Source organism: Streptomyces sp. NPDC039424 (assembly GCF_055639495.1).
In genome coordinates this window covers 936,990-959,422 of record NZ_JBVKAI010000001.1, presented here as the reverse complement: position 1 = coordinate 959,422, position 22,433 = coordinate 936,990, and the positions used below count along the sequence as shown (strand labels likewise).

The window sequence follows — 22,433 nt, the reverse complement described above, 5'->3', positions numbered from 1 at the left end:
AGAGCCGCGGATCCTCTCGATCTGTCCATCCTTGGGCATGCAGTCAAGCAACGGTCGTTATCGCCCAGATGAGGGCGGTACGGACAGTGTGGCCGAGAACCACGACGGCCACGGTCCGGCTCTCCACGACGTGAGGTACGAGGACCCCTGGTACGACGCGCTGGCTTCCGGCTGGGGCGAGCTGGACGGCACGGGCGTGCCCGCTCCGGCCGCCGTGCCGGCCGCCCGCGCCGCCGAGCAGGAGGACGGGGGAGTTCGCGCTCGTGACGTCTATCTCGAGGTGCAGCGCAGTGCCGCCTTCCAGGATGTGCGGAGCCGGTACCGGAGGTTCGTGGTCCCCGGGGTCGTCGTCTTCTTCAGCTGGTACGTGGGTTACGTGGTGACTGCGACGACCGCGCCCGGCTTCATGGCCAGGCCCGTGGCGGGCGCGGTGAACGTGGCGATGCTCGCGGGACTCGGCCAGTTCCTCACCACCTTCCTTCTCACCTGGGCCTACTCCCGGCACGCACGTCTGCGCAGGGACCGTGCCGCGCTCGACCTGCGTTGGGACACCCAGGAGCTGACACGCGGAACCAGGAGCAGTGCACTGTGACGGGTCATCATCAGACGCTTGCCTTCGGGCTGTTCAGCCTGTTCGTGGCCGCCACCCTGGCGATCACGGCGCGGGTGAGCCGGCACCGGCGCGGCTCATCGGAGGAGTTCTACGCGGGCGGGCGGCTCTTCTCCCCGATGGAGAATGGTTTTGCCATCGCGGGTGACTACATGTCGGCCGCCTCCTTCCTCGGCGTGAGCGGGCTCATCGCACTCTTCGGTTACGACGGCCTGCTGTATGCGGTGGGCTTCCTCGTCGCCTGGCTGGTGGTGCTGTTCCTGGTCGCCGAACTGGTGCGCAACTGCGGACGGTTCACCCTCGCCGACGTGATCGCCGCGCGGATGAACGAGCGGCCGGTGCGGATCGCCGCGGGAACTTCCTCGGTCACCGTGTCCGTTCTGTATTTGGTGGCGCAAATGGTGGGCGCGGGCAGCCTGGTGGCGCTGCTGCTCGGGCGGACCAGCGAGGCCGCGCAGGCGTGGACCGTCATCGGTGTCGGTGCGCTCATGGTGATCTATGTGTCGTTGGGAGGGATGCGGGCCACCACGTGGATCCAGATCGTGAAAGCCGTCCTGCTGCTCATCGGCACCATCGTGCTGACCGTGCTCGTCCTGGTGCGCTTCCACGGTGACATCGACCGGCTGCTGCTCACGGCCGCCGAGCGCAGTGGCCACGGGCTCGCCTTCCTGGCACCGGGGCTCAAGTACGGCGGGGACTGGACCGCGCGCCTGGACTTCATCAGTCTGGGGCTGGCGCTGGTGCTGGGCACGGCGGGCCTGCCCCACATCCTGTCCCGCTTCTACACGGTGCCGACCGCGCGGGCCGCGCGTCGTTCGACGGTCTGGGCGATCGGGCTGATCGGCAGCTTCTACCTGATGACGATCGTGCTCGGCTTCGGAGCCGCGGCGATCGTCGGGACGGAGGAGGTACGCAGCTCGAACGCGGCGGGGAACACGGCGGTTCCGCTGCTCGCGCTCGACCTGGGAGGCGGCGCGGAATCCACCGGGGGCACGGTCCTCTTCGCGGTCGTGGCGGCCGTGGCCTTCGCCACGATCCTCGCGGTGGTCGCCGGGATCACGCTCGCCTCGTCGGCGTCCGTGGCACACGATCTGTACGCGACGCTGCGGCGCGGGCGTGGCGAACCGCGCAGCGAGGTGGCCGTGGCGCGGGTCGCGGCGGTCGGCATCGGCGTGGTCGCCATCGCGCTCGGCCTGCTGGCCCGCGATCTCAACGTCGCCTTCCTGGTGGGACTCGCCTTCGCGGTGGCCGCGTCGGCGAACCTGCCGGTGCTGCTCTACTCGCTGTTCTGGCGCGGCTTCACGACACGCGGCGCGGTGTGGTCCGTATACGGCGGGCTGGTTCCGGCGCTGGTGCTCGTGGTGTTGTCCCCGGTGGTGTCGGGCAGCCCGGGCTCGCTGTTCCCGGACGTCGACTTCCAGTACTTCCCGCTGCAGAACCCGGGCCTCGTCTCCATTCCGCTGGGCTTCCTGGCGGGCTGGCTCGGCACGGTCACCTCGGCCGACGCCCCGGACGAGGGCGGGTACGCGGAGACGGAGGTGCGGTCGCTGACCGGAGCGGGTGCCGTGTAGCGGGACGTAGGAGGCTTGAGCACGGGTGCGGGCGGTGCGCCGTTACGGTGCCACCCACGCGTACCGGTGCTCCGGCCGCCCCGTGTCGCCGTACTTCAGTGAGAGGCGGAGCCGGCCGGCCTGTTCCAGGTGGCGCAGATAGCGCTGCGCGGTGGAGCGGCTCAGGCCGGTCTCCTCGGCGACCTCGTGGGCCGACAGCGGATGGTCGGCGCGGTGCAGGACCCCGCAGATGAGGTCCGTGGTGGGCTCCGAGTGGCCGCTGGGCAGCCCCGGGGCGGACGGCGCGGGCGCGGTCCGCAGGGCGCCGAAGATCCGGTCCACCTGTTCCTGGCCCGTCAAACCCCGGCCGCCGACCCGGTCGACCGTGCGGCGCAGCGCGGCGTAGGAGTCCAGACGGCTGCGCAGCGCGGCGAAGGTGAACGGCTTGACCAGGTAGTGCAGGGCGCCCAGACGCATCGCCCGCTGCACCGTCGTCACATCGCTGGCCGCCGTGATCATGATGACGTCGGTGCCGTGACCCTGTTCCCGCATGCGGTGCACCAGTTCGAGGCCCGTCCGGTCCGGCAGGTAGTGGTCGAGCAGGACCAGGTCGATGCCTCCGCGTTCCACCGCGGCCAGAGCCTGGGCGGCGCTGTGCGCGCGGGCGGCCACCCGGAAGCCGGGAACCTTTCCCACGTACTTGGCGTTGATCTCGGCGACACGGAAGTCGTCGTCCACGACCAGGACGTCAATCATCAGGCCTCTCCTTCAAGGCCGACGAGCGTTAAGCCCGTGTTTCGGCTCCGCAGTTGTAACGCGAGCAAAACGAGCACAACAGGCTCTTGCGAGCAAAAGAATGGCTTGCGCTCAGAAGACTGATGCTGTGGCCCGGGCCACACCTACCGTCCCGGGCCATGAGCGCAGACACCAGCCCCGCCATCGAGCTAAGGGGCGCGAGCAAGACCTTCAGAACCCCGTCAGGGGGTCTGCACACGGCCGTCCGGGACCTGGACCTGACCGTCGGCCGCGGTGAGTTCGTGGCCGTCGTCGGCCCCACCGGCTGCGGCAAGTCCACCACACTGACCCTGGTCAGCGGCCTGGAGGAGCCCACCGAAGGCGATGTGCGGGTTGCCGGCGAGCCGGTGTCCGGCGTCGGCGACAAGGTCGGCTTCGTCTTCCAGCAGGACGCCACCTTCCCCTGGCGGACGGTGCTGTCCAACGTCATGGCGGGCCCGCGCTTCCGCGGCGTACCGAAGGCCGAGGCCAAGCAGAAGGCCCGCGAGTGGCTGGCCCGGGTCGGCCTCGCCGCCTTCGAGGACCGCTACCCCCACCAGCTCTCCGGCGGTCAGCGCAAGCGCGTCGCCCTCGCCGCCACCTTCGTCAACGACCCCGAGATCCTGCTGATGGACGAGCCCTTCTCGGCCCTGGACGTGCAGACCCGGGCGCTGATGTCGGACGAACTCCTGGAGCTGTGGGAGGGCACCGGCGCCTCCGTCGTCTTCGTCACCCACGACCTGGAGGAGTCCATCGCGCTGGCCGACAAGGTCGTCGTGATGACCGCCGGGCCCGCGACCGTCAAGCAGGTGTTCGACATCGACCTGCCCCGGCCGCGCAAGGTCGAGCAGGTCCGCCTGGAGCCGCGGTTCATCGAGATCTACCGCGAGATCTGGGAGTCCCTCGGCGAAGAGGTCCGCATCACCCGTCAGAGGGGTGCCGCTCATGTCGCCTGAGGTCCTCAGCACGCCGGTCGTCGACACGGCCAAGATCCCGGGCCGCGCGCAGTCGCGGGCCCAGGCCGCCCGCAGACGCAAGGTGGTCGTCAACGCCGCGCGGGTGCTGGTCCTGGTGGCCGTGCTCGGCCTGTGGGAAGGGCTGTCCCGGACCAAGGTCATCGATCCGTTCAACTTCTCGATGCCCTCGAAGATCTGGGACCAGATCTACACCTGGGTGATGCACGGAACGGCCCAGGGCTCGCTGGGCGAGCAGATCTGGGCCACGCTGCACGAGGCGCTGCTCGGCTGGGTCATCGGTGTCGTCGCCGGTGTGGTCTTCGGCATCGCCCTGGGGCGGATCGCGTTCCTCGCCGATGTCCTCGGTCCCTACATCAAGGTGCTCAACTCCATCCCCAGGATCGTCCTGGCCCCGATCTTCGTGATCTGGTTCGGCCTGGGCCCCGCCTCCAAGGTCGCCTCGGCCGTGGTGCTGGTGTTCTTCCCGGTGTTCTTCAACGCCTTCCAGGGCGCCCGGGAGGTCGACCGCAACCTGGTCGCCAACGCCCGGATCCTCGGCGCGAACGACCGCAGGGTGACGCTTCAGGTGGTCATTCCGTCGGCGACCTCCTGGATCTTCACCAGCCTCCACGTCAGCTTCGGCTTCGCCCTCATCGGCGCCATCGTCGGCGAGTACATCGGCGCGACCAAGGGCATCGGCCTGCTCGTCGCCCAGTCGCAGGGCACCTTCAACGCCGCCGGCGTCTATGCCGCGATGGTCATCCTCGCGGTGGTCGCACTCGTCGCCGAGGGTCTGCTGACCTTCGCCGAGAGCCGCATCTTCCGGTGGAAGCCTGCGAACTCCGACCACTGAGTCCGGCCCACCGCGCGCCGCCCCGGGGCCGAGCGCGCCAAGACACCCCCCTTCTCCCGCACCGCCCTCTCACAAGGACGTGAACCGCCATGCGCAAGACCGCCAGATACGCCTCGCTCGCCGTCTCCGGCCTGCTCGCCCTCTCCTCGCTCACCGCCTGCGCCAATGACGCGGCGAGCAGCACCTCCGCCGACGCCGGAAGCAAGGGCGACGGCAAGGGCACGAAGGTCAAGATCATGGTCGGTGGCCTGGACAAGGTCATCTATCTGCCGGCGATGCTCACCCAGCGGCTCGGCTACTTCGACTCCGAGGGCCTCGACGTGGAGATGCTCAGCGAGCCCGCCGGCGTCCAGGCGGAGACCGCGCTCGTCTCCGGCCAGGTCCAGGGCGCCGTCGGCTTCTACGACCACACCCTCGACCTCCAGGTGAAGGGCAAGGCCGTGGAGTCCGTCGTGCAGTTCTCGCACGCCCCCGGCGAGGTGGAGGTCGTCTCGGCGAAGAAGGCGGGGGACATCAGCTCGCCGAAGGACTTCAAGGGCAAGAAGCTCGGCGTCACCGGCCTGGGCGCCTCGACCGACTTCCTCACGAAGTACCTCGCGGTCAAGAACGGCGTGAAGGTCAGCGACTTCACCCCGGTCGCCGTGGGCGCGGGCCCGACGTTCATCTCGGCGCTGCAGCAGGGCTCGATCGACGCCGGTATGACGACCGACCCGACCGTCGCCACGATCCTGGACAAGAAGGCCGGGAAGGTCCTCCTCGACATGCGGACGCCCGAGGGCTCGCAGGAGGCGCTGGGCGGCCCGTACCCGTCGTCCAGCCTGTACATGCAGACGGACTGGGTGAACAGCCACAAGGACACCGTCCAGAAGCTGGCCAACGCGTTCGTCAAGACGCTCAAGTGGATGTCGACGCACGACGCGGCCGAGATCGCGGCCAAGATGCCCGCCGACTACTCCCAGGGCGACAAGACGCTGTACGCCGAGGCCATCAAGAGCACCCTGCCGATGTTCACCGACGACGGGGTGATGCCCACGAACGGCCCCGAGACCGTGGAGAAGGTCCTCAAGGCGTTCAACCCCAACATCAAGAACGCCAAGGTGGACCTGAGCAAGACGTACACGACCGAGTTCGTCGAGCAGGCCGCCAAGTCGGCGGGGTGACGCCCCTGCCGAACGCGCTCAGGCGCGGGTCGCCCACACGTAACGGTGTTCGGGGCGGCCCGCGTCGCCGTACTTCAGGGTCAGCCGAGCCCGTCCGGTGCGCTCCAGGAGCTTCAGATAGCGCTGCGCGGTCTGCCGGCTCACCCCGGTCCGCTCGGCGATCTCCTGGGCCGACAGCGGCCCCTCGGCGCTCATCAGGGCCTGCCGCACCAGCTCCGCAGTGGTGGGGGAGTGCCCCTTGGGCAGCCCGGGCTCCGAGGGCGCGGACAGCGCGCCGAAGATCCGGTCCACCTCCGCCTGCTCGGCCTCGCCGCCGCCGTCGAGAGTGCGGCGCAGGTGCGCGTACGCCTCCAGCTTGGCCCGCAGGCCGGCGAAGGCGAACGGCTTCACCAGGTACTGCAGCGCGCCCTGCCGCATCGCCGCCTGTACGGTCGACACGTCCCGCGCGGCCGTCACCATGATCACGTCGGTCTGGTGGCCGCGGCGGCGCATCTCCCGCACGACCGCCAGGCCCGTCTCGTCGGGCAGATAGTGGTCCATCAGGACCAGGTCGAGCCGCGGCAGCGTCTCCAGCCGGTGCAGCGCCTCCGCCGCGCTGTGCGCCTCGCCGGCCACGTGGAAGCCCGGCACCTTCTCGACGTAGGCGGCGTTGACCCGGGCGACCCGCACATCGTCGTCCACGACCAGGACCTCGATCATCGCGCCTCCTCCTCGGCAGCGGTCGGGGCGGACGCGGTGAGGGCAGGCTCCACGCCGGGTTCCAGGGCCGCCTCGGTCAGTGCCTCCGGCAGCACGACCGTGAACTGGGCACCGCCGCCCTCCGCCTCGCTCGCCGTCGCGCTCCCGCCCTGCCGCTCGGCGAACCGGCGCACCAGGGACAGCCCCAGGCCGCGCTTGCCGTGCGCCGGCGGCTTCTTGGTGGACCACCCCTCGGTGAAGATCAACTCCCGTTGTTCCGCCGGGATCCCGGGCCCCGTGTCGCGCACCTTGAGGACGGCCGTACGCCCTTCGGTGCGCAACTCGACCTCCACGCGCGCGTGCGGGGTGCCCGCGACCGCGTCCACCGCGTTGTCCACCAGGTTGCCCACGACCGTGACCAGCCCCCTGGGGTCGATCAGCCGGTCGGGCAGCCGGGTCCGGTCGGAGACCCACAGGGCCACCCCGCGCTCGGCCGCGACGGTCGCCTTGCCGACCAGCAGGGCGGCCAGCAGCGGGTCCTGGACCTTCTCGGTGACCTGCTCCGCGGTGACCCGGTGGTCGCCGACCACCTCTCCGACGAACTCCACGGCGTCGTCGTACATCTCCAGCTCGAGCAGGCCCAGCAGCGTGTGCATCCGGTTGGCGTGCTCGTGGTCCTGGGCGCGCAGGGCGTCGATCAGGCCGCGCGTGGAGTCCAGTTCGCGGCCCAGCTGCTCGAGCTCCGTGCGGTCGCGCAGGGTGGCCACGGCTCCGCCGTCGTCGGTGGGCATGCGGTTGGTGACCAGCACCCGCTGGCCGCGCACGGTGAGCAGGTCGGTGCCGGTCACCCGGCCGGCCAGGACGTCGGTCGTGCGGCCCGCGCCGAGCGCCTCGTCCAGGGACCGGCCGACGGCCTCGTCGCCGAGGCCCAGCAGGCGCCGCGCCTCGTCGTTGAGCAGGCGGACGCGGCCCGCGCGGTCGAGGGCGACGACGCCCTCCCGGATGCCGTGGAGCATCGCCTCGCGCTCCGCGAGCAGCGCCGATATGTCGGAGAAGGCCAGGTCCCGGGTCTGCCGCTGCACCCTGCGGGAGATCAGCCAGGCGGCCAGCGCGCCGACCGCGAGGGCGCCGCCCGCATAGGCGAACAGCCCCGGGATCGCGCTGATCAGCCGCGCCCGCACGCTGTCGTACGCGATGCCGACCGAGACCGCGCCGACGATCCGGTGGCCGGAGTCGTACAGCGGCACCTTGCCGCGGGCGGAGCGGCCGAGTGTTCCGCTGTCGATCTCCATGACCTCCTCGCCGGCCAGCGCCTTGCTGGGTGAGGTCGAGACGTGTCCGCCTATCTGCTTCGGGTCGGTGTGCGACCAGCGCACCCCCCGCCGGTCCATCACCACGACGTACTCGGCGTGGGTGGCCAGGCGGATCCGCTCCGCCTCCTGCTGCACGGGGCCGTCGACGCTGGGCGGAGTGGTCCGGATCTGCTCGGCGATCTCCGGGTTCTGCGCGGTGGTCTGCGCGATCGCGAGCGCGCGGCGCATCGCCTCCTCGTCGAGCTGCTTGCTGAGCGGCGCCAGGAACAGGCCGGTGGCGAGCACCGCGACCCCCGCGGCGATCGCCACCTGCATCAGCAGCACCTGCGAGAACACTCGCCGAGGCATACCGAGGCGCCGACGGCGTGCGGGGGGAGTGGGGCTCATACCCACGAAGGTACGTGGGCGGGCGGGCACTGCCGAAGGGGTGTGGCGTGGATCTCTCGGCCGGTTCCTGGAGGGATTCGGAGGGACGGCGATCCCGCGCGCGGTGCGCTCAGCTCGCCAGCCTCGCCGCCGTCAGCTCACGCAGCGCCACCACGTCCATCCGGGCCGGTGAGCCGAGCACCGAGGCCCCGCAGCTCTCCGGGCGCGGCGGCAGCGAGGCGCCCTGGGCCACGACCACCCGCCAGTGGCGGCCGTCGGCATGGGCGACGGTCACCTCCCAGCGCGGCGCCGCGCCGTCCGTCCGTACGACGCTGAGCGCCTCGGCCGCGTACTCGTCCGCCGCCGCGCGCACGGCCAGCTCGGCCGCCTGGCCGGGCCGCTCCCAGGCGGACCGCCCACGGCACCCCTCGACGGCGATCCGGCCCTCCCGGACGCCGTGCAGGGCCTCCCTGACGGTATGCGCGTCGGCCCGGCCGTACGCGTATCCGTACGGCAGCACGAGCACCGTCGGCGAGAAGCGGTGTCCACCCAGATGAGTGACCTCCCACGCGCCCCGCACACCGGACATGGCGAGCTCGGCCGCGAGGGGACGGCCCAGGAGGGCGCAGCAGCGATCGCGCTTGCCGTTGGTGCAGACGAGCGCGAGCGGACCGCCCGTGTACGGCCGGCCCCCGAGCGCCGAGCCGAAGCTCCGGTGGTCACCGGCGCCCAGGGCGGCGAAGTCCAGGCCGAGCAGCCGGCGCGGGTCATGGGTGGTGGTGTGGTGCAGCCATGCGTTGCCGGGGACGGTGTGGGCCACGTACACCTGGCGCTCGGCGGGTGTACGGGGGTCGGCGTGCCGGCCGGGGCGCCGGATGAGCGCGATCCGGACGCCCGTGCCCTCGGCCGCGGCCTCCAGGGCACGGCCCAGCGCGGGGTCCAGATGGCTGGAAGTGAGCGCTTTGGCACCCCACGGGCCGGACTGTTCCAGCAGCAGCCACGTCGTCGCGGTGGCCGCGGTGCCGGAAACGGGCTCGTCGAGGCTCCGGGAGACGGTCGCACACCTACTCACAGAGGTGAGCCTAACCTGACTTTCCTCGGGGTGACTTCCAGCCCGGCTCGTGTCCTACTCAGGCAGGGGTCGAGGCGGCTGCGGACCGACGTAGTGGCCGCTGGGGCGCATGCGCAGCGGGCGTTCCCCGTACTCCTCCAGGGCGTGGGCGATCCAGCCCGCGGTCCGGGCGACCGCGAAGATCGTCTCGCCCGCGCTGGCGGGCATGCCGGTGGCGACGGTGAGGACGGCGAGAGCCAGGTCCACGTTGGCGTGCAGCGGGGTGTGACGGGCGGTGGTGGCGACGATGTCCCGGGCCGCCAGGAGGGCGGGTTCGGCGTGCGGGACCTGCTCCAGGAGGCCGAACAGGACCCGCGCGCGCGGGTCCTCGCCCGTGTAGAGCCGGTGGCCGAGTCCGGGGATGCGGCGGCCGGCGCGGAGCTCGTCCGCGATCACCGGCACGGCGGTGCCCTGGTCCAGTACGTCGAGCAGCAGCCGGTGGGCGAGGCCGCTGGCCGCGCCGTGCAGCGGGCCCTCGATCACCCCGAGCCCGGCGGAGACGGCCGCGTAGGCGTGCGCACGGGCCGAGGCGGCCACCCGTACGGCGAGCGTCGAGGCGGCCAGGTCGTGGTCGGCGAGCAGGGCGAGTGCCGTGTCCAGGACGCGCAGTGACGCCTCGTCGGCCCTCTGGGCGGTCAGCCGGCCCCACAGCCGCTGGGCCAGCGGGCCCTCGTCCACGGGGGCGTACGGCAGCGGCGGCAGGGCGGCGACGAGGGTGGGGATGAGGACGCGCGCGGTGTTGAGCACGGCCTCCTCCGACAGGTCGAAGCGCAGCGGATCCTCGGCGGCGGCGGCGATGGCCGCGACCCGCAGCCGGTCGGTGGGGGAGGTGTGCTCGGGCAGCGCCTTCACCGCGCGGCGCACCACCGTGACGGCCGGCTCGGGCGCGGTGAACGTGACGCCGTGACGCATCCGTCCGGTCCAGAGCCACTCGGCGACCTCCTCGTAGGAGTGGCGCGCGGCGAGCTCGGTGGCGTCGACGCCCCGGAAGAAGTACCGGTCCTTGTCGATGAGCGTGATGCGGGTCCGTACCGACAGCTCACCGCCGGTCCCCGGGCTCCCGCCGCCCTCCCGCCGGTTGCGCCGGGCGAGGGCCGCCACCTCCTCGGCGTCGAAGGTGCTGCCGCGGCCGCCGGCCTCCCGCCTGCTGCTGAGCTGACCGCGGCTGACGTACGCGTACACGGTCTCGGGCTTCACGCCGAGCAGCTCGGCGGTCTCCTTGGTGCTCAGCCGGCGCCCCGGACGGGGGTCTTGATCGCGCATGGAGGTCACGGTATCCGCCTCCCTATGTATTGATTCAATCAATATTGACAGGTTATGAGTCAATCATGGACAGTCAAATCAAGTCCAGGGAGGAAGAAACATGTCCATCAACAGGGCTGCGGCCACCCTCGTCGACGTGCCGCGCGGGCTCGCGGGCGTCGTCGTCACGGACACCGAGATCGGTGATGTCCGGGGGTTCGAGGGCTTCTACCACTACCGCCAGTACTCCGCCGTCGACCTCGCGCGAAGCCGCGGCTTCGAGGACGTCTGGCATCTCCTGGTGCACGGTGAGCTGCCGGACGGCGGGCAGCGCGCCGCGTTCGCCGCCGAGGCCGCGGCGCTGCGGCGGCTGCCCGACGAGGTGCGGGCCGCCCTGCCCGTGCTCGCGGCGGCGAGCCGCGCCTCCGGTCCGCTGGCCGGGATGCGCACGGCGCTGTCGTTGCTGGGCGCGGCCAAGGGGTTCCGGCCGGTGTACGACATCGACGCCGACCGGCGCCGCGCGGACACCCTCGCCGCCTGTGCGGCCGTACCCACCCTGCTCACCGCCCTCCACCGGCTCGGGCGGGGGCTGGATCCGGTGGAGCCGCGCGAGGACCTCTCGTACGCGGCCAACTACCTCTACATGCTGACCGGTTCGGAGCCGGACGCGCGGCGGGCCCGGGCGATCGAGCAGTACTTGATCTCAACCATTGATCACGGCTTCAACGCGTCAACGTTCACGGCCAGGGTCATCGCGTCGACCGGCGCGGATGTGGCCGCCTGCCTCGTGGGAGCCGTCGGCGCGCTCTCCGGTCCGCTGCACGGGGGTGCGCCCAGCCGCGCCCTGGACACCCTGGACGCGATCGGCACACCGGAGCGGATCGACTCCTGGATCAGGGAACGCGTCCTCGCCGGAGAGCGCGTCATGGGCTTCGGCCACGCGATCTACCGTACGGAGGACCCCCGCTCACGGATGCTCCGTGACATCGCCCGGGGCTTCGGCGGCCCCCGGGTGGACTTCGCCGTCGAGGTCGAGCGCCGGGTGGAGGAGATCCTCGCCGAGCTGAAGCCCGGGCGTGAACTCCACACAAATGTCGAGTTCTACGCGGGCCTGGTCATGGAGCTGTGCGGCCTGCCCCGCGAGATGTTCACGCCCACCTTCGCGGCGGCCCGCGTGGTGGGCTGGAGTGCCAACGTCCTGGAACAGGCGCAGGACTCGAAGATCATCCGTCCGGTGGCGCGGTATGTGGGTCCCGAGCCGCCGGTGGAGGTGCCGGCGGCGGCCTGAGCGGTAGGGGAGCCCTTGGGGAGGGGCTCCCCGGTCGCCGCCCTACGCGTCTGGAATATCCGCTTTCGCGCGCAGGAGGGTGTCGCGGCTGATCACCACGATCCGCTCGTGGTCCGCGCGCGCCGCGTCGGACGGAAGGTGGGGGTCGAGCGACTCGGTGGCGTCCGTGCCGATGACCGCGAACCTGCCGTCGGACAACTCGAAGATGTCGGGGCAGGTGTCGCCGGTCATGCTGCCGCGTTCCCGGGGGGAGGCACCGATGCGACGCACGATTCTCAAGGGGGATCCTCATTCTCACGGTGTGGGTGTGGAAGCGGGACAGGTTCTACCACGCCATTTGTCCACATAATGAGATGCTCTACGCCAAACGGCCCGGTCCCGGCGCGCCTCCCCTTGGCTCAACTGCGTCTACTGCGCAGGAGGTTCACCCACGACCCACCATTCCTCCGTGTCGGACTCGTCCAGATCGCGAATGAGGGTGTCCACCATCCGGCCGATGCGACCTTCCTCCGAGTCCTCCCTGAGGCTCGCGCGGTGGGGGCGCGTGGACTCCCAGTACCCGCGGAAGAGGGCGCTCTGGCACAGCACGCGCAGATGGCCGTGCAGCTCCTCCAGGGTCGCCACACCCATGCGGTAGCCGAACAGCGCGTTGGCGTAGAGGGCGTTGGCGAACAGATGCTGCCGCAGCCGGGTCGGCGACTCCACCTCGAAGGTGCTCAGTACGGCGGCCAGGTCGGGGTCGTCGATGGCCCGCTCCAGCAGACCGAGCTGCAACCGCTGGTAGTCCACCAGGGCGGCCCGCCGGTTCTCCGCCCGCTCGGCCCGCAGCTCCTCGTACCGCCGCTGTCGTGCGGCCCACGCGGCGCAGGCCCCCGCCGTGAAGGCGAGTCCCGCGGCGGCGGCAGAGCCCAGCCCCCGCTTCCTCCCGGTGTTCTGTGTGTTCATGTCAACCCCCGAATCAGGCGGCCGTCCGCCGGTCGTCGGGATACGGGTCGACTGGAGGGGACCGGCGAGCGGTGGGCGGCGCTTGCCGTCTCCCAGGGTGCCGAGCGGCTCTGATCGGCGGGGAGGCGGAGAGGCGGCGCACGGAGGGAAGCAAGGGTCGCACGCCCCCGGCGCCTGCCCAACGTCTGCCCCGCAAGGCCTGCTAACAATCGTTCACTTCGCGGAGTTTCTTCCCGCTCGTATCCTGGGTCGGCATTCCATTCCTCGTGCGTGCGCCGGACCGCGAGCCGGTGCGCGCGTCCGCGTGAGAGAGGTCGCACGTTGGGGCACAACCGCAGTCCGCAGCAGATTCCGGTCGTCGTACTCGCCGGCTTCCTCGGCTCCGGGAAGACCACGCTCCTCAACCACCTCCTCCACCACGGCGGAGGCAGCCGCATCGGGGCCATCGTCAACGACTTCGGGGCCATCGAGATCGACGCCATGGCGGTCGCGGGGGCGCTCGGCGACTCCACCGTCTCCCTCGGCAACGGCTGTCTGTGCTGCGCCGTCGACGCGAGCGAACTCGACGACTACCTGGAGCGGCTCGCCGACCCCGCCACCGGCATCGACGTCATCGTCATCGAGGCCAGCGGTCTCGCCGAACCCGGGGAACTCGTCCGGATGGTGCTCGCCAGCGAGCACCCCCGCATCGTGTACGGCGGGCTGGTCGAGGTCGTCGACGCCGCCGAGTTCGACGACACGCGCGCGAAGCACCCCGAGATCGACCGGCACCTCGGCCTCGCCGACCTGGTCGTGGTCAACAAGCTCGACCGGGCCGCGGACGCTGAGCGCGTCCTGGGCCTGGTCCGGTCCCTCACCGACCGCGCCGCCGTGGTGCCCGCCACCTACGGCCGCATCGACCCCGAGTTCCTCTTCGACCGCCGGCCGAGCGAGGAGCGCCTGGGGCAGTTGTCCTTCGACGACCTGCACGACCACGAGGACGGCGACCACACCGGTCACCTGCACACCGCCTACGACAGCCTGTCCTTCGTCTCCGAGACCCCGCTCGAACCGCGCCGGCTGATGGCCTTCCTCGACAGCCGCCCCGAGGGGCTCTACCGGGTCAAGGGGTATGTCGACTTCGGCCCGTACGACACTGCGAACAGGTACGCCGTGCACGCCGTCGGGCGGTTCCTGCGCTTCCGCCCGGAGCTCTGGGGGCCCGCCGACGCACGCCTCACCCAGCTCGTCCTCATCGGGTCCGGCATCGACGCGCCCACCCTCGGCAAGGAGCTGGAGGCGTGCCGCAACGACGCCCCGCACGCCGACGAGCACGGCATGTGGGGCGTCCTGCGCTACGTAGCGGCCTCCGAGGAGGACGACTTCGAGGAGCCGCCGGTCTAGGACACCGGTCCCGCCACCACCCACACGGTCTTCGGCAGCGACGTACCCGAACCGTCCCGGCGCGGGTCCGTCTCCGGGAGCTCGACCGGAGTGCCGTCCTTCTGCGACGCGCGCGCGGGAGCCGGGCCCGCCCACGCGAAGGACAGGCAGTCCTCGCCCTTCAGGAACCGCTGGCAGCGCACACCGCCGGTGGCCCGGCCCTTGCGCGGGTACTGGTCGAACGGGGTCAGCTTGGCGGTCGTCTGCACCGAGTCGTCCAGCGTGCCGCGCGAGCCCGCCACCGTGAAGACCACCGCGTCAGCCGCCGGATCGACGGCGGTGAAGGAGATCACCTTCGCGCCCTCGGCGAGCTTGACGCCCGTCATACCGCCGGCCGGGCGGCCCTGCGGGCGGACGATGGACGCCTGGAAGCGCAGCAGCTGCGCGTCGTCCGTGACGAACACCAGGTCCTCCTCGCCGGTGCGCAGTTCCGCCGCGCCGACGATCCGGTCACCCTCCTTGAGCGTGATGACCTCCAACTCGTCCTTGTTGGACGGATAGTCGGGCACCACACGCTTGACCACGCCCTGCTCCGTGCCGAGCGCCAGGCCCGGGGACGACTCGTCCAGCGTCGTCAGGCACACCACCGTCTCGTCGTCCTCCAGGGAGACGAACTCCGCCAGCGGCGCGCCCCCGGCCAGGTTCGGCGCCGTCGCCGTGTCGGGCAGCTGCGGCAGGTCGACGACATTGATCCGCAGCAGCCGGCCGGCCGAGGTCACCGCGCCCACCTCCCCGCGCGCGGTCGCCGGGACCGCCGAGACGATCACGTCGTGCTTGGTGCGGCGGGCGTCGGCGTCCTCGGCGAAGGGCTCGCCGTTCGCCGTACGGGCCAGCAGCCCCGTCGACGACAGCAGCACCCGGCACGGGTCGTCCGCCACCTGGAGCGGGACGGTGGCGACCGCGGTGCCCGCGGACTCCAGCAGGACGGTACGCCGGTCCGTGCCGAACTTCTTGGCCACCGCGGCCAGTTCGGCCGAGACCAGCTTGCGCAGCTCGGCGTCCGAGTCCAGGATCCGGGTCAGCTCCTCGATCTCCGCGTTGAGCCGGTCCTTCTCCGCCTCCAGCTCGATGCGGTCGAACTTGGTCAGGCGCCGCAACGGCGTGTCGAGGATGTACTGCGTCTGGATGTCGCTCAGCGAGAAGCGCTCCATCAGGAGCTGCTTCGCCTGCGCGGAGTTCTCGCTGGAGCGGATCAGCCGGATGACCTCGTCGATGTCCACCAGCGCCGTGAGCAGGCCCTCGACCAGGTGCAGGCGGTCGCGGCGCTTGCCGCGGCGGAACTCGCTGCGCCGCCGCACCACGTCGAAGCGGTGGTCGAGGTAGACCTCCAGCAGCTCCTTCAGGCCCAGGGTGAGCGGCTGGCCGTCGACCAGGGCGACGTTGTTGATCCCGAAGGACTCCTCCATCGGCGTCAGCTTGTACAGCTGCTCCAGGACCGCCTCCGGCACGAAGCCGTTCTTGATCTCGATGACCAGGCGCAGGCCGTGCGCGCGGTCGGTGAGGTCCTTGACGTCGGCGATGCCCTGCAGCTTCTTCGAGCCGACCAGGTCCTTGATCTTGGCGATCACCTTCTCCGGCCCGACGGCGAAGGGCAGCTCCGTGACGACCAGGCCCTTGCGGCGGGCCGTGACGGTCTCCACCGCCACCGTGGCGCGGATCTTGAAGGTGCCGCGGCCCGTCTCGTACGCGTCCCGGATGCCGGCGAGGCCGACGATCCGCCCGCCGGTCGGCAGGTCGGGGCCCGGGACGTGCCGCATCAGGGCGTCGAGGTCGGCGTTCGGGTGCCGGATCAGGTGGCGGGCGGCAGCGACGACCTCGCGCAGGTTGTGCGGCGCCATGTTCGTGGCCATGCCGACCGCGATCCCCGAGGCGCCGTTGACCAGCAGGTTCGGGAAGGCCGCGGGCAGGGCCATCGGCTCCCGCTCCTGGCCGTCGTAGTTGGGGGCGAAGTCGACCGTGTCCTCGTCGATCGACTCGGTCATCAGGCCGGCCGCCTCGGCCATCCGGCACTCGGTGTACCGCATGGCGGCCGGCGGGTCGTCGTTGCCCAGCGAGCCGAAGTTGCCGTGGCCGTCCACCAGGGGCACACGCATCGAGAAGGACTGCGCCATGCGCACCAGCGCGTCGTAGATCGATGCGTCGCCGTGCGGGTGGAGCTTGCCCATGACGTCGCCGACGACACGGGCGCACTTCACATACCCCCGCTCGGGGCGCAGGCCCATCTCGTTCATCTGGTAGACGATGCGGCGGTGCACGGGCTTGAGGCCGTCGCGGGCGTCCGGCAGGGCACGCGAGTAGATGACCGAGTACGCGTACTCGAGGTAGGAGCCACGCATCTCGTCCACGACGTCGATGTCGAGGATCCTCTCCTCGTACGAGTCGTCGGGCGGCGGGGTCTTCGTGCTGCGGCGGGCCATCGCTGCCGGCTCCTTTTTTCTGATCGCTCGCCTACGGGTGGCTGACGTCGGTGTCGGGAGGCCGAGCGTGCTCAACCCTTCGGGCCTCCGCGCGCTCGCCCTCCCGACACCGACGCGTCCCTTCGGCTCGCTCTTGCTGAAGCGATTGACGGGATCTGACGCGGACCATTGTGGACCGCGGCACTGACAGCGCGGGCCAGGACCCGGCGCAGGCGGCCCGGCCGGGCACCGGGAGGCGCCGAGGTGCGGCGTCCGCGGCGGCGCTGCCCGCAGGCTACGCGATCCGCTGTGGGCGTACGTCCCGCGGGAACTTCGCCCGGGATCGGCAGGCTTGCATACAGTGGCAGGACCGGCAGGAAAACCGCGGTTTCTCACGACCGCCTCCGCGATCGAAGGGACGTACATGCCCATGGGTCACACGACCACGGCCGAGGCAGGCTCCGGGGGCCTGAAAGCGACCGAGCACCGGCTGGCCAACGGTCTGCGCGTGGTGCTCTCCGAGGACCACCTGACCCCCGTCGCGGCGGTCTGCCTCTGGTACGACGTCGGCTCCCGCCACGAAGTCAAGGGGCGTACCGGTCTGGCTCACCTCTTCGAGCACCTGATGTTCCAGGGCTCCGGGCAGGTGAAGGGCAACGGCCACTTCGAGCTGGTGCAGGGCGCCGGCGGCTCGCTCAACGGCACCACCAGCTTCGAGCGCACCAACTACTTCGAGACCATGCCCACCCACCAGCTGGAGCTCGCCCTCTGGCTGGAGGCCGACCGCATGGGCTCGCTGCTCGCCGCCCTGGACGACGAGTCCATGGAGAACCAGCGGGACGTCGTCAAGAACGAGCGCCGCCAGCGCTACGACAACGTCCCGTACGGCACCGCCTTCGAGCGGCTGACCGCCCTCGCCTACCCGGAGGGCCACCCCTACCACCACACGCCGATCGGCTCCATGGCGGACCTGGACGCGGCCACGCTGGAGGACGCGCGCGCGTTCTTCCGCACCTACTACGCGCCGAACAACGCCGTCCTGTCCGTGGTCGGCGACATCGACCCCGAGCAGACCCTCGCCTGGATCGAGAAGTACTTCGGCTCGATCCCGGCGCACGACGGCAAGCCCGCGCCGCGCGACGGTTCGCTGCCCGAGGTGATCGGCGAGCAGCTGCGCGAGGTCGTCGTCGAGGAGGTCCCGGCGCGTGCCCTGATGGCCGCCTACCGGCTCCCCCACGACGGCACGCGCGCGTGCGACGCCGCCGACCTGGCGCTGACCGTCCTCGGCGGCGGTGAGTCCTCCCGCCTGTACAACCGGCTGGTGCGACGCGACCGTACGGCGGTGGCGGCCGGGTTCGGGCTGCTGCGGCTGGCCGGGGCGCCCTCCCTGGGGTGGCTGGACGTGAAGACCTCCGGCGACGTCGAGGTGCCGGTCATCGAGACCGCGATCGACGAGGAGCTCGCCCGGTTCGCCGCGGAGGGCCCCACGGCCGAGGAAATGGAGCGCGCCCAGGCCCAGTTGGAGCGCGAGTGGCTGGACCGGCTCGGCACGGTCTCCGGCCGCGCCGACGAACTGTGCCGGTACGCGGTCCTGTTCGGCGACCCGCAGCTCGCCCTCACCGCCGTCCAGCGCGTCCTGGCGGTGACCCCCGAGGAGGTCCAGGAGGTCGCCAAGGCCCGCCTGCGCCCCGACAACCGCGCGGTGCTCGTCTACGAGCCGGTGTCCGCCGAGTCCGCCGAGCACACCGAGGACGCCGATCCCCCCGAAGACCCGGAGGCCGAGGCCACCGTGGAAGCCGGCGACGAGAACGAGGAGGCGGCCAAGTGAGCGAGCTCACCGCGATGGAGTTCCACCCGCAGCCCCGGGCGGGCGAGGCCAGGCCCTGGGCGTTCCCGGCCCCGGAGCGCGGCGCGCTCGACAACGGCCTGACCCTGCTGCGCTGCCACCGCCCCGGCCAGCAGGTCGTCGCCGTCGAGGTGCTCCTGGACGCCCCCCTGGACGCCGAACCGGCCGGTTTCGACGGCGTCGCCACGATCATGGCGCGCGCCTTCTCCGAGGGCACCGACAAGCACTCCGCCGAGGAGTTCGCCGCCGAACTGGAGCGCTGCGGCGCCACCCTCGACGCGCACGCCGACCACCCCGGGGTGCGCATCAGCCTGGAGGTCCCGGCCTCCCGGCTCGGCAAGGCCCTCGGCCTGCTCGCCGACGCCCTCAGGGCGCCGGCGTTCGCCGACAGCGAGGTCGAGCGGCTGGTGCGCAACCGCCTCGACGAGATCCCGCACGAGCTGGCCAACCCCTCCCGCCGCGCCGCCAAGGAGCTGTCCAGGCAGCTCTTCCCGGCGACCTCGCGGATGTCCCGGCCGCGCCAGGGCACCGAGGACACGGTCGCCAAGATCGACTCGGCGGCCGTACGCGCCTTCTACGAGCGGCACGTGCGGCCCGCCACCGCCACCGCCGTGGTGGTCGGCGACCTCACCGGCATCGACCTGGACGCGCTGCTCGGTGACACCCTGGGCGCCTGGAAGGGCTCCGCGGCCCAGCCCCGGCCGGTGCCGCCGGTGACCGCCGACGACACCGGACGCGTCGTCATCGTCGACCGCCCGGGCGCCGTCCAGACGCAGCTGCTCATCGGCCGGGTCGGCTCCGACCGGCACGACCGGGTGTGGCCCGCCCAGGTGCTCGGCACCTACTGCCTCGGCGGCACCCTCACCTCCCGCCTGGACCGCGTCCTGCGCGAGGAGAAGGGCTACACCTACGGCGTGCGCTCGTTCGGGCAGGTCCTCCGGTCCGGCCCCGAGGGCAACGGCGCCTCGATGCTCGCCATCAGCGGCTCCGTGGACACCCCGAACACCGGCCCGGCGCTGGGCGACCTGTGGGCGGTGCTGCGCACGCTGGCCGCGCAGGGCCTCACCGACGCCGAGCGCGACGTGGCCGTGCAGAACCTCGTCGGGGTGGCGCCGCTGAAGTACGAGACGGCGGCGGCCGTGGCGAGCACGCTGGCCGACCAGGTCGAGCAGTACCTGCCCGACGACTACCAGGCGACGCTGTACCAGCAGCTCGCCGCGACCGGCACGGTGGAGGCCACCGCGGCGGTCGTGAACGCCTTCCCGGTCGACCGTCTGGTGACGATCCTGGTCGGGGACGCGGCCCAGATCAAGGAGCCGGTCGAGGCCCTCGGCATCGGTGAAGTGTCCGTGGTGTCCGCCGAGTAGCGGCACGCGCGCGTGGGGCCCTGGTGACCGACGGGATCACCAGGGCCCCTCTGGTTTCCCATGTCCCCCTGCGGGATGTCCGAATTGGGGCAGAGGTTGCCCGTCTGCCCTGTGGGATGCACTACAAAAGCCGTGATCCGTTTGAGGATTGAAAGCCGTCCCGCTTAGCGTCATGCGGGCTGTCCGTCAGGCACCGCGCCGCATCCGCGGCACCGGGCAGTCATCGCCGAGTCCCCGTACGGCGCGAGCCAGGGGAGCCGGGGACCCACCGTCCCTGGGGTGAATCGGACGCCCGCGCGCCCAGCGAGGGGGTCCGTAGGAGACCTTCCTGCTCCGAACCCGTCAGCTAACCCGGTAGGCGAGAAGGAAGGAAAGGATCAGCCACTTCATGGCGTTCACCCGCGCCACCGGGAAGCACCGTCGTCCCAGCCGGATGCACCGCACCACCGCCCGTGCGGCGGGCGTCGCCGCCCTCGCCACCACCGGCGCCATCGGCACCCTCGCCGCCCCGGCGCTCGCCGCGGAGCCCGAGCCCGCGCCCGAGCAGACCGCCCTCACCCCGGTCATCACCATCAGCGAGTCGATCCCCGAGCACATCGACGCCCAGGCCGCCGCCCAGAAGGAGGCCGCCGAGCTGAAGGCGGCCGAGGAGGCCGCGCGCAAGAAGGCCGCCGAGCAGGCGAAGAAGGCGCGCGAGGCGGCGGTGGAGGCCAAGGCGCGGGCGGCCCGCGCGGCCGAGCGCGAGCGGCTGAACGCCTTCACGGCGCCGATCGCCGGCTCCTACGTCTCCACCGGCTACGAGGCCAGCAGTTCCCTGTGGTCCTCCGGCTCCCACACCGGTATCGACTTCCACGCCGCGAGCGGCACCACCGTGCACGCGGTCGGCTCCGGCACCGTGGTGTCCACCGGCTGGGGCGGGGCGTACGGCAACCAGATCGTGATCAAGATGGCCGACGGCATGTACACCCAGTACGGCCACCTGTCGTCGATCGGCGTCTCGGTGGGCCAGAAGGTCACCCCGGGCCAGCAGATCGGCCTGTCCGGCGCCACCGGCAACGTCACCGGGCCGCACCTGCACTTCGAGGCCCGCACCACCCCGGAGTACGGCTCCGACGTCGACCCCGTCTCCTACCTCCGCAAGCACGGCGTGAACGTCTGACGAAGCACCGCGCACCCGTAGGAAGCCCCGGCCGCGCGCCGGGGCTTTCGCGGTTTCGGATGTCCCGCTGTCCAAAAAATATCCATGGATTCCGGCCCGCCATCGGAAATTCCCGCTCATTGCAATAGAGTCACGGAACACACGTCCATCGTCGACGTTTCACGGGGATTAAGGCGGAGGTCGGTCATGCGTATTCCGGCGCACTCGGTTTGCACGGCGATCCGGGACGACATCGTCGCCGGTGTCTACGAGCGCGGCAGCCGCCTCACCGAGGAGCTTCTCGCGCGCCGCTACGGCGTCTCGCGCGTCCCCGTCCGCGAGGCCCTGCGCACCCTGGAGGCCGAGGGCTTCGTGGTGACCCGGCGGCACGCGGGCGCGTGCGTCGCCGAACCGACCGAGCAGGAGGCCGCCGACCTGCTGGAGATGCGCATGCTGATGGAGCCGCTCGGCGCCGCCCGGGCCGCCCAGCGGCGTACCGAGGCGCATCTCAAGGTGCTGCGGGGCCTGGTCAGGCTGGGCCAGGAGCGGGCCCGCCGGGGCAACAGCGAGGACCTGCGCTCCCTGGGCGGCTGGTTCCACGAGACGCTCGCGCAGGCCTCCGGCAGCCAGGCCCTGACCTCCGTGCTCACCCAGTTGCGGCACAAGATCGCTTGGATGTACGCGGTGGAGGCCCCCGCCAGCCCGGTGGAGTCCTGGGCCGAGCACGGCGCCATCGTGGACGCGGTGGCGCGCGGCGACGGCGAGCGCGCGCGGACGATCACGGCGCTGCACACGGAGCGCGCCACGGCCGCGCACCGGCTGCGCTTCACCGGCGGCGCGGACCGCCCGGAACGTGTGAGGACTTCGCAACACCCCGTAAACATGTCGGGCGTGCGGCATTAACACGGGCGCCGTATACAAAGAGGAGTAATTCGGCGGCGGTGTATTTCTGCTGCCCGAATTTCCGCGCCCCCAGAATTTCCCGAAAAACGGCGGAGCCGCGCCGCCCGAAAGGGCAGGCGCGGCTCCGCTGTTCGGCGCGCTGACGCTCAGACGGTCTCGGGCAGTTCCTCGAGCCCCTCGGAGACCAGCTTCGCCAGACGGTCCAGGGCGGCGTCCGCACCCTCGGCGTCGGAGGCGAGGACGATCTCCTCGCCGCCCTGGGCGCCGAGGCCGAGGACGGCCAGCATGGAGGCCGCGTTGACCGGAGTGCCGCCGGCCTTGGCGATCGTCACCGGCACGCCTGCGGCCGTGGCGGCTCGGACGAAGATGGAGGCGGGGCGGGCGTGGAGGCCCTCGGCCCAGCCGACGTTGACGCGGCGCTCAGCCATGTGTTGCTGCCCTTCAGTTCTCAAAGTTGTCTAGACCAGTTTCCCATATCGTGAAGCATCCCCGGAAGGTCCTTCGTCCCGTCCGGG

General features: G+C 71.5%; 20 protein-coding genes and 1 riboswitch. Of the genes, 11 read left to right on the top strand and 9 right to left on the bottom strand.

Going from position 1 to position 22,433, the window contains the following annotated elements; genetic code table 11:
• The first annotated feature begins 37 nt into the window (after positions 1-37).
• Positions 38-592, top strand: coding sequence for a DUF485 domain-containing protein (locus ACZ7L0_RS04375; RefSeq protein ID WP_471240879.1), 555 nt, complete (start codon positions 38-40; stop codon positions 590-592).
• Positions 589-2,181 (top strand): solute symporter family protein, encoded by a 1,593-nt coding sequence (locus ACZ7L0_RS04370; RefSeq protein WP_471240878.1) that lies wholly within the window; start codon positions 589-591, stop codon positions 2,179-2,181. The genes ACZ7L0_RS04375 and ACZ7L0_RS04370 overlap by 4 nt, the downstream gene beginning before the upstream one ends.
• 42 nt (positions 2,182-2,223) lie before the next feature.
• On the opposite strand, the gene ACZ7L0_RS04365 is transcribed toward ACZ7L0_RS04370, so the two are convergent.
• Positions 2,224-2,916 (bottom strand): response regulator, encoded by a 693-nt coding sequence (locus tag ACZ7L0_RS04365; RefSeq protein WP_471240877.1) that lies wholly within the window; start codon positions 2,914-2,916, stop codon positions 2,224-2,226.
• A 158-nt stretch (positions 2,917-3,074) separates the two neighbouring features.
• Here ACZ7L0_RS04365 and ACZ7L0_RS04360 point away from each other — a divergent pair, with 158 nt between their 5' ends.
• From ACZ7L0_RS04360 to ACZ7L0_RS04350, 3 genes are all read left to right on the top strand, one after another.
• A complete protein-coding gene (locus tag ACZ7L0_RS04360) occupies positions 3,075-3,890 on the top strand; it encodes an ABC transporter ATP-binding protein (RefSeq protein WP_471240876.1) in 816 nt (271 codons plus the stop codon).
• Positions 3,880-4,743, top strand: coding sequence for an ABC transporter permease (locus ACZ7L0_RS04355; RefSeq protein WP_471240875.1), 864 nt, complete (start codon positions 3,880-3,882; stop codon positions 4,741-4,743). Before ACZ7L0_RS04360 ends, ACZ7L0_RS04355 begins: the two co-directional genes overlap by 11 nt.
• 89 nt (positions 4,744-4,832) lie before the next feature.
• Positions 4,833-5,903 carry an ABC transporter substrate-binding protein gene (locus tag ACZ7L0_RS04350; RefSeq protein ID WP_471240874.1) on the top strand — a complete coding sequence of 357 codons (1,071 nt, stop codon included), beginning with the start codon at positions 4,833-4,835 and terminating at the stop codon, positions 5,901-5,903.
• A gap of 18 nt (positions 5,904-5,921) precedes the next feature.
• Here ACZ7L0_RS04350 and ACZ7L0_RS04345 read toward each other — a convergent pair whose 3' ends face one another.
• The 4 genes from ACZ7L0_RS04345 to ACZ7L0_RS04330 all read right to left on the bottom strand — a co-directional run bounded on the left by ACZ7L0_RS04345 (position 5,922) and on the right by ACZ7L0_RS04330 (position 10,634).
• Entirely contained in the window at positions 5,922-6,602 is a 681-nt protein-coding gene (locus ACZ7L0_RS04345) for a response regulator (RefSeq protein ID WP_471240873.1), read from the bottom strand.
• Positions 6,599-8,281, bottom strand: coding sequence for a sensor histidine kinase (locus ACZ7L0_RS04340; protein ID WP_471240872.1), 1,683 nt, complete (start codon positions 8,279-8,281; stop codon positions 6,599-6,601). The genes ACZ7L0_RS04345 and ACZ7L0_RS04340 overlap by 4 nt, the downstream gene beginning before the upstream one ends.
• A gap of 109 nt (positions 8,282-8,390) precedes the next feature.
• A complete protein-coding gene (locus tag ACZ7L0_RS04335) occupies positions 8,391-9,332 on the bottom strand; it encodes a sucrase ferredoxin (RefSeq protein ID WP_471240871.1) in 942 nt (313 codons plus the stop codon).
• Positions 9,333-9,386: 54 nt separating this feature from the next.
• Positions 9,387-10,634 carry a citrate synthase gene (locus tag ACZ7L0_RS04330; RefSeq protein ID WP_471240870.1) on the bottom strand — a complete coding sequence of 416 codons (1,248 nt, stop codon included), beginning with the start codon at positions 10,632-10,634 and terminating at the stop codon, positions 9,387-9,389.
• 100 nt (positions 10,635-10,734) lie between these two features.
• Here ACZ7L0_RS04330 and ACZ7L0_RS04325 point away from each other — a divergent pair, with 100 nt between their 5' ends.
• A complete protein-coding gene (locus ACZ7L0_RS04325) occupies positions 10,735-11,901 on the top strand; it encodes a citrate synthase/methylcitrate synthase (RefSeq protein ID WP_471240869.1) in 1,167 nt (388 codons plus the stop codon).
• Between the two features lie 42 nt (positions 11,902-11,943).
• On the opposite strand, the gene ACZ7L0_RS04320 is transcribed toward ACZ7L0_RS04325, so the two are convergent.
• Both ACZ7L0_RS04320 and ACZ7L0_RS04315 read right to left on the bottom strand, forming a co-directional pair.
• Positions 11,944-12,180 (bottom strand): hypothetical protein, encoded by a 237-nt coding sequence (locus ACZ7L0_RS04320; RefSeq protein ID WP_471240868.1) that lies wholly within the window; start codon positions 12,178-12,180, stop codon positions 11,944-11,946.
• A gap of 129 nt (positions 12,181-12,309) precedes the next feature.
• Positions 12,310-12,846, bottom strand: a complete 537-nt coding sequence (locus tag ACZ7L0_RS04315) for a DUF6082 family protein (protein ID WP_471240867.1) — start codon at positions 12,844-12,846, stop codon at positions 12,310-12,312.
• Positions 12,847-13,167: 321 nt separating this feature from the next.
• Between ACZ7L0_RS04315 and ACZ7L0_RS04310 the strand changes: the two genes are divergently transcribed.
• On the top strand, positions 13,168-14,229 hold the full coding sequence (locus ACZ7L0_RS04310; RefSeq protein WP_471240866.1) for a CobW family GTP-binding protein: 1,062 nt from the start codon (positions 13,168-13,170) through the stop codon (positions 14,227-14,229).
• Here ACZ7L0_RS04310 and ACZ7L0_RS04305 read toward each other — a convergent pair.
• The gene (locus tag ACZ7L0_RS04305; protein WP_471240865.1) at positions 14,226-16,685 is read right to left on the bottom strand and encodes a DNA gyrase/topoisomerase IV subunit A; all 2,460 of its coding nucleotides are present in this window, start codon (positions 16,683-16,685) and stop codon (positions 14,226-14,228) included. The two genes, ACZ7L0_RS04310 and ACZ7L0_RS04305, sit on opposite strands and share 4 nt — an antisense overlap.
• 403 nt (positions 16,686-17,088) lie before the next feature.
• Here ACZ7L0_RS04305 and ACZ7L0_RS04300 point away from each other — a divergent pair, with 403 nt between their 5' ends.
• From ACZ7L0_RS04300 to ACZ7L0_RS04285, 4 genes are all read left to right on the top strand, one after another.
• Positions 17,089-18,492: a M16 family metallopeptidase gene (locus ACZ7L0_RS04300; protein WP_471240864.1), complete on the top strand. Its 1,404-nt coding sequence runs from the start codon at positions 17,089-17,091 to the stop codon at positions 18,490-18,492.
• Positions 18,489-19,877, top strand: a complete 1,389-nt coding sequence (locus ACZ7L0_RS04295) for a M16 family metallopeptidase (protein ID WP_471240863.1) — start codon at positions 18,489-18,491, stop codon at positions 19,875-19,877. Before ACZ7L0_RS04300 ends, ACZ7L0_RS04295 begins: the two co-directional genes overlap by 4 nt.
• Positions 19,878-20,091: 214 nt before the next feature.
• A riboswitch (cyclic di-AMP (ydaO/yuaA leader) is annotated at positions 20,092-20,252 on the top strand.
• A gap of 13 nt (positions 20,253-20,265) precedes the next feature.
• Positions 20,266-21,036, top strand: a complete 771-nt coding sequence (locus ACZ7L0_RS04290; RefSeq protein WP_471240862.1) for a M23 family metallopeptidase — start codon at positions 20,266-20,268, stop codon at positions 21,034-21,036.
• 186 nt (positions 21,037-21,222) lie between these two features.
• Positions 21,223-21,918, top strand: a complete 696-nt coding sequence (locus ACZ7L0_RS04285; protein ID WP_471240861.1) for a GntR family transcriptional regulator — start codon at positions 21,223-21,225, stop codon at positions 21,916-21,918.
• A gap of 146 nt (positions 21,919-22,064) precedes the next feature.
• Here ACZ7L0_RS04285 and ACZ7L0_RS04280 read toward each other — a convergent pair whose 3' ends face one another.
• Complete coding sequence (locus tag ACZ7L0_RS04280; RefSeq protein ID WP_030235221.1) at positions 22,065-22,346, bottom strand: HPr family phosphocarrier protein; 282 nt, start codon at positions 22,344-22,346, stop codon at positions 22,065-22,067.
• Positions 22,347-22,433 lie beyond the last annotated feature (87 nt).

Excerpts from the sequence above, each read along its gene's own strand:
- ACZ7L0_RS04375 (WP_471240879.1), top strand. The coding sequence starts at position 38 with ATGCAGTCAAGCAACGGTCGTTATCGCCCAGATGAGGGCGGTACGGAC.
- ACZ7L0_RS04365 (WP_471240877.1), bottom strand. The coding sequence starts at position 2,916 with ATGATTGACGTCCTGGTCGTGGACGACGACTTCCGTGTCGCCGAGATC.
- ACZ7L0_RS04360 (WP_471240876.1), top strand. The coding sequence starts at position 3,075 with ATGAGCGCAGACACCAGCCCCGCCATCGAGCTAAGGGGCGCGAGCAAG.
- ACZ7L0_RS04355 (WP_471240875.1), top strand. The coding sequence starts at position 3,880 with ATGTCGCCTGAGGTCCTCAGCACGCCGGTCGTCGACACGGCCAAGATC.
- ACZ7L0_RS04350 (WP_471240874.1), top strand. The coding sequence starts at position 4,833 with ATGCGCAAGACCGCCAGATACGCCTCGCTCGCCGTCTCCGGCCTGCTC.
- ACZ7L0_RS04345 (WP_471240873.1), bottom strand. The coding sequence starts at position 6,602 with ATGATCGAGGTCCTGGTCGTGGACGACGATGTGCGGGTCGCCCGGGTC.
- ACZ7L0_RS04340 (WP_471240872.1), bottom strand. The coding sequence starts at position 8,281 with ATGAGCCCCACTCCCCCCGCACGCCGTCGGCGCCTCGGTATGCCTCGG.
- ACZ7L0_RS04330 (WP_471240870.1), bottom strand. The coding sequence starts at position 10,634 with ATGCGCGATCAAGACCCCCGTCCGGGGCGCCGGCTGAGCACCAAGGAG.
- ACZ7L0_RS04325 (WP_471240869.1), top strand. The coding sequence starts at position 10,735 with ATGTCCATCAACAGGGCTGCGGCCACCCTCGTCGACGTGCCGCGCGGG.
- ACZ7L0_RS04315 (WP_471240867.1), bottom strand. The coding sequence starts at position 12,846 with ATGAACACACAGAACACCGGGAGGAAGCGGGGGCTGGGCTCTGCCGCC.
- ACZ7L0_RS04305 (WP_471240865.1), bottom strand. The coding sequence starts at position 16,685 with ATGGCCCGCCGCAGCACGAAGACCCCGCCGCCCGACGACTCGTACGAG.
- ACZ7L0_RS04300 (WP_471240864.1), top strand. The coding sequence starts at position 17,089 with ATGCCCATGGGTCACACGACCACGGCCGAGGCAGGCTCCGGGGGCCTG.
- ACZ7L0_RS04290 (WP_471240862.1), top strand. The coding sequence starts at position 20,266 with ATGGCGTTCACCCGCGCCACCGGGAAGCACCGTCGTCCCAGCCGGATG.
- ACZ7L0_RS04285 (WP_471240861.1), top strand. The coding sequence starts at position 21,223 with ATGCGTATTCCGGCGCACTCGGTTTGCACGGCGATCCGGGACGACATC.
- ACZ7L0_RS04280 (WP_030235221.1), bottom strand. The coding sequence starts at position 22,346 with ATGGCTGAGCGCCGCGTCAACGTCGGCTGGGCCGAGGGCCTCCACGCC.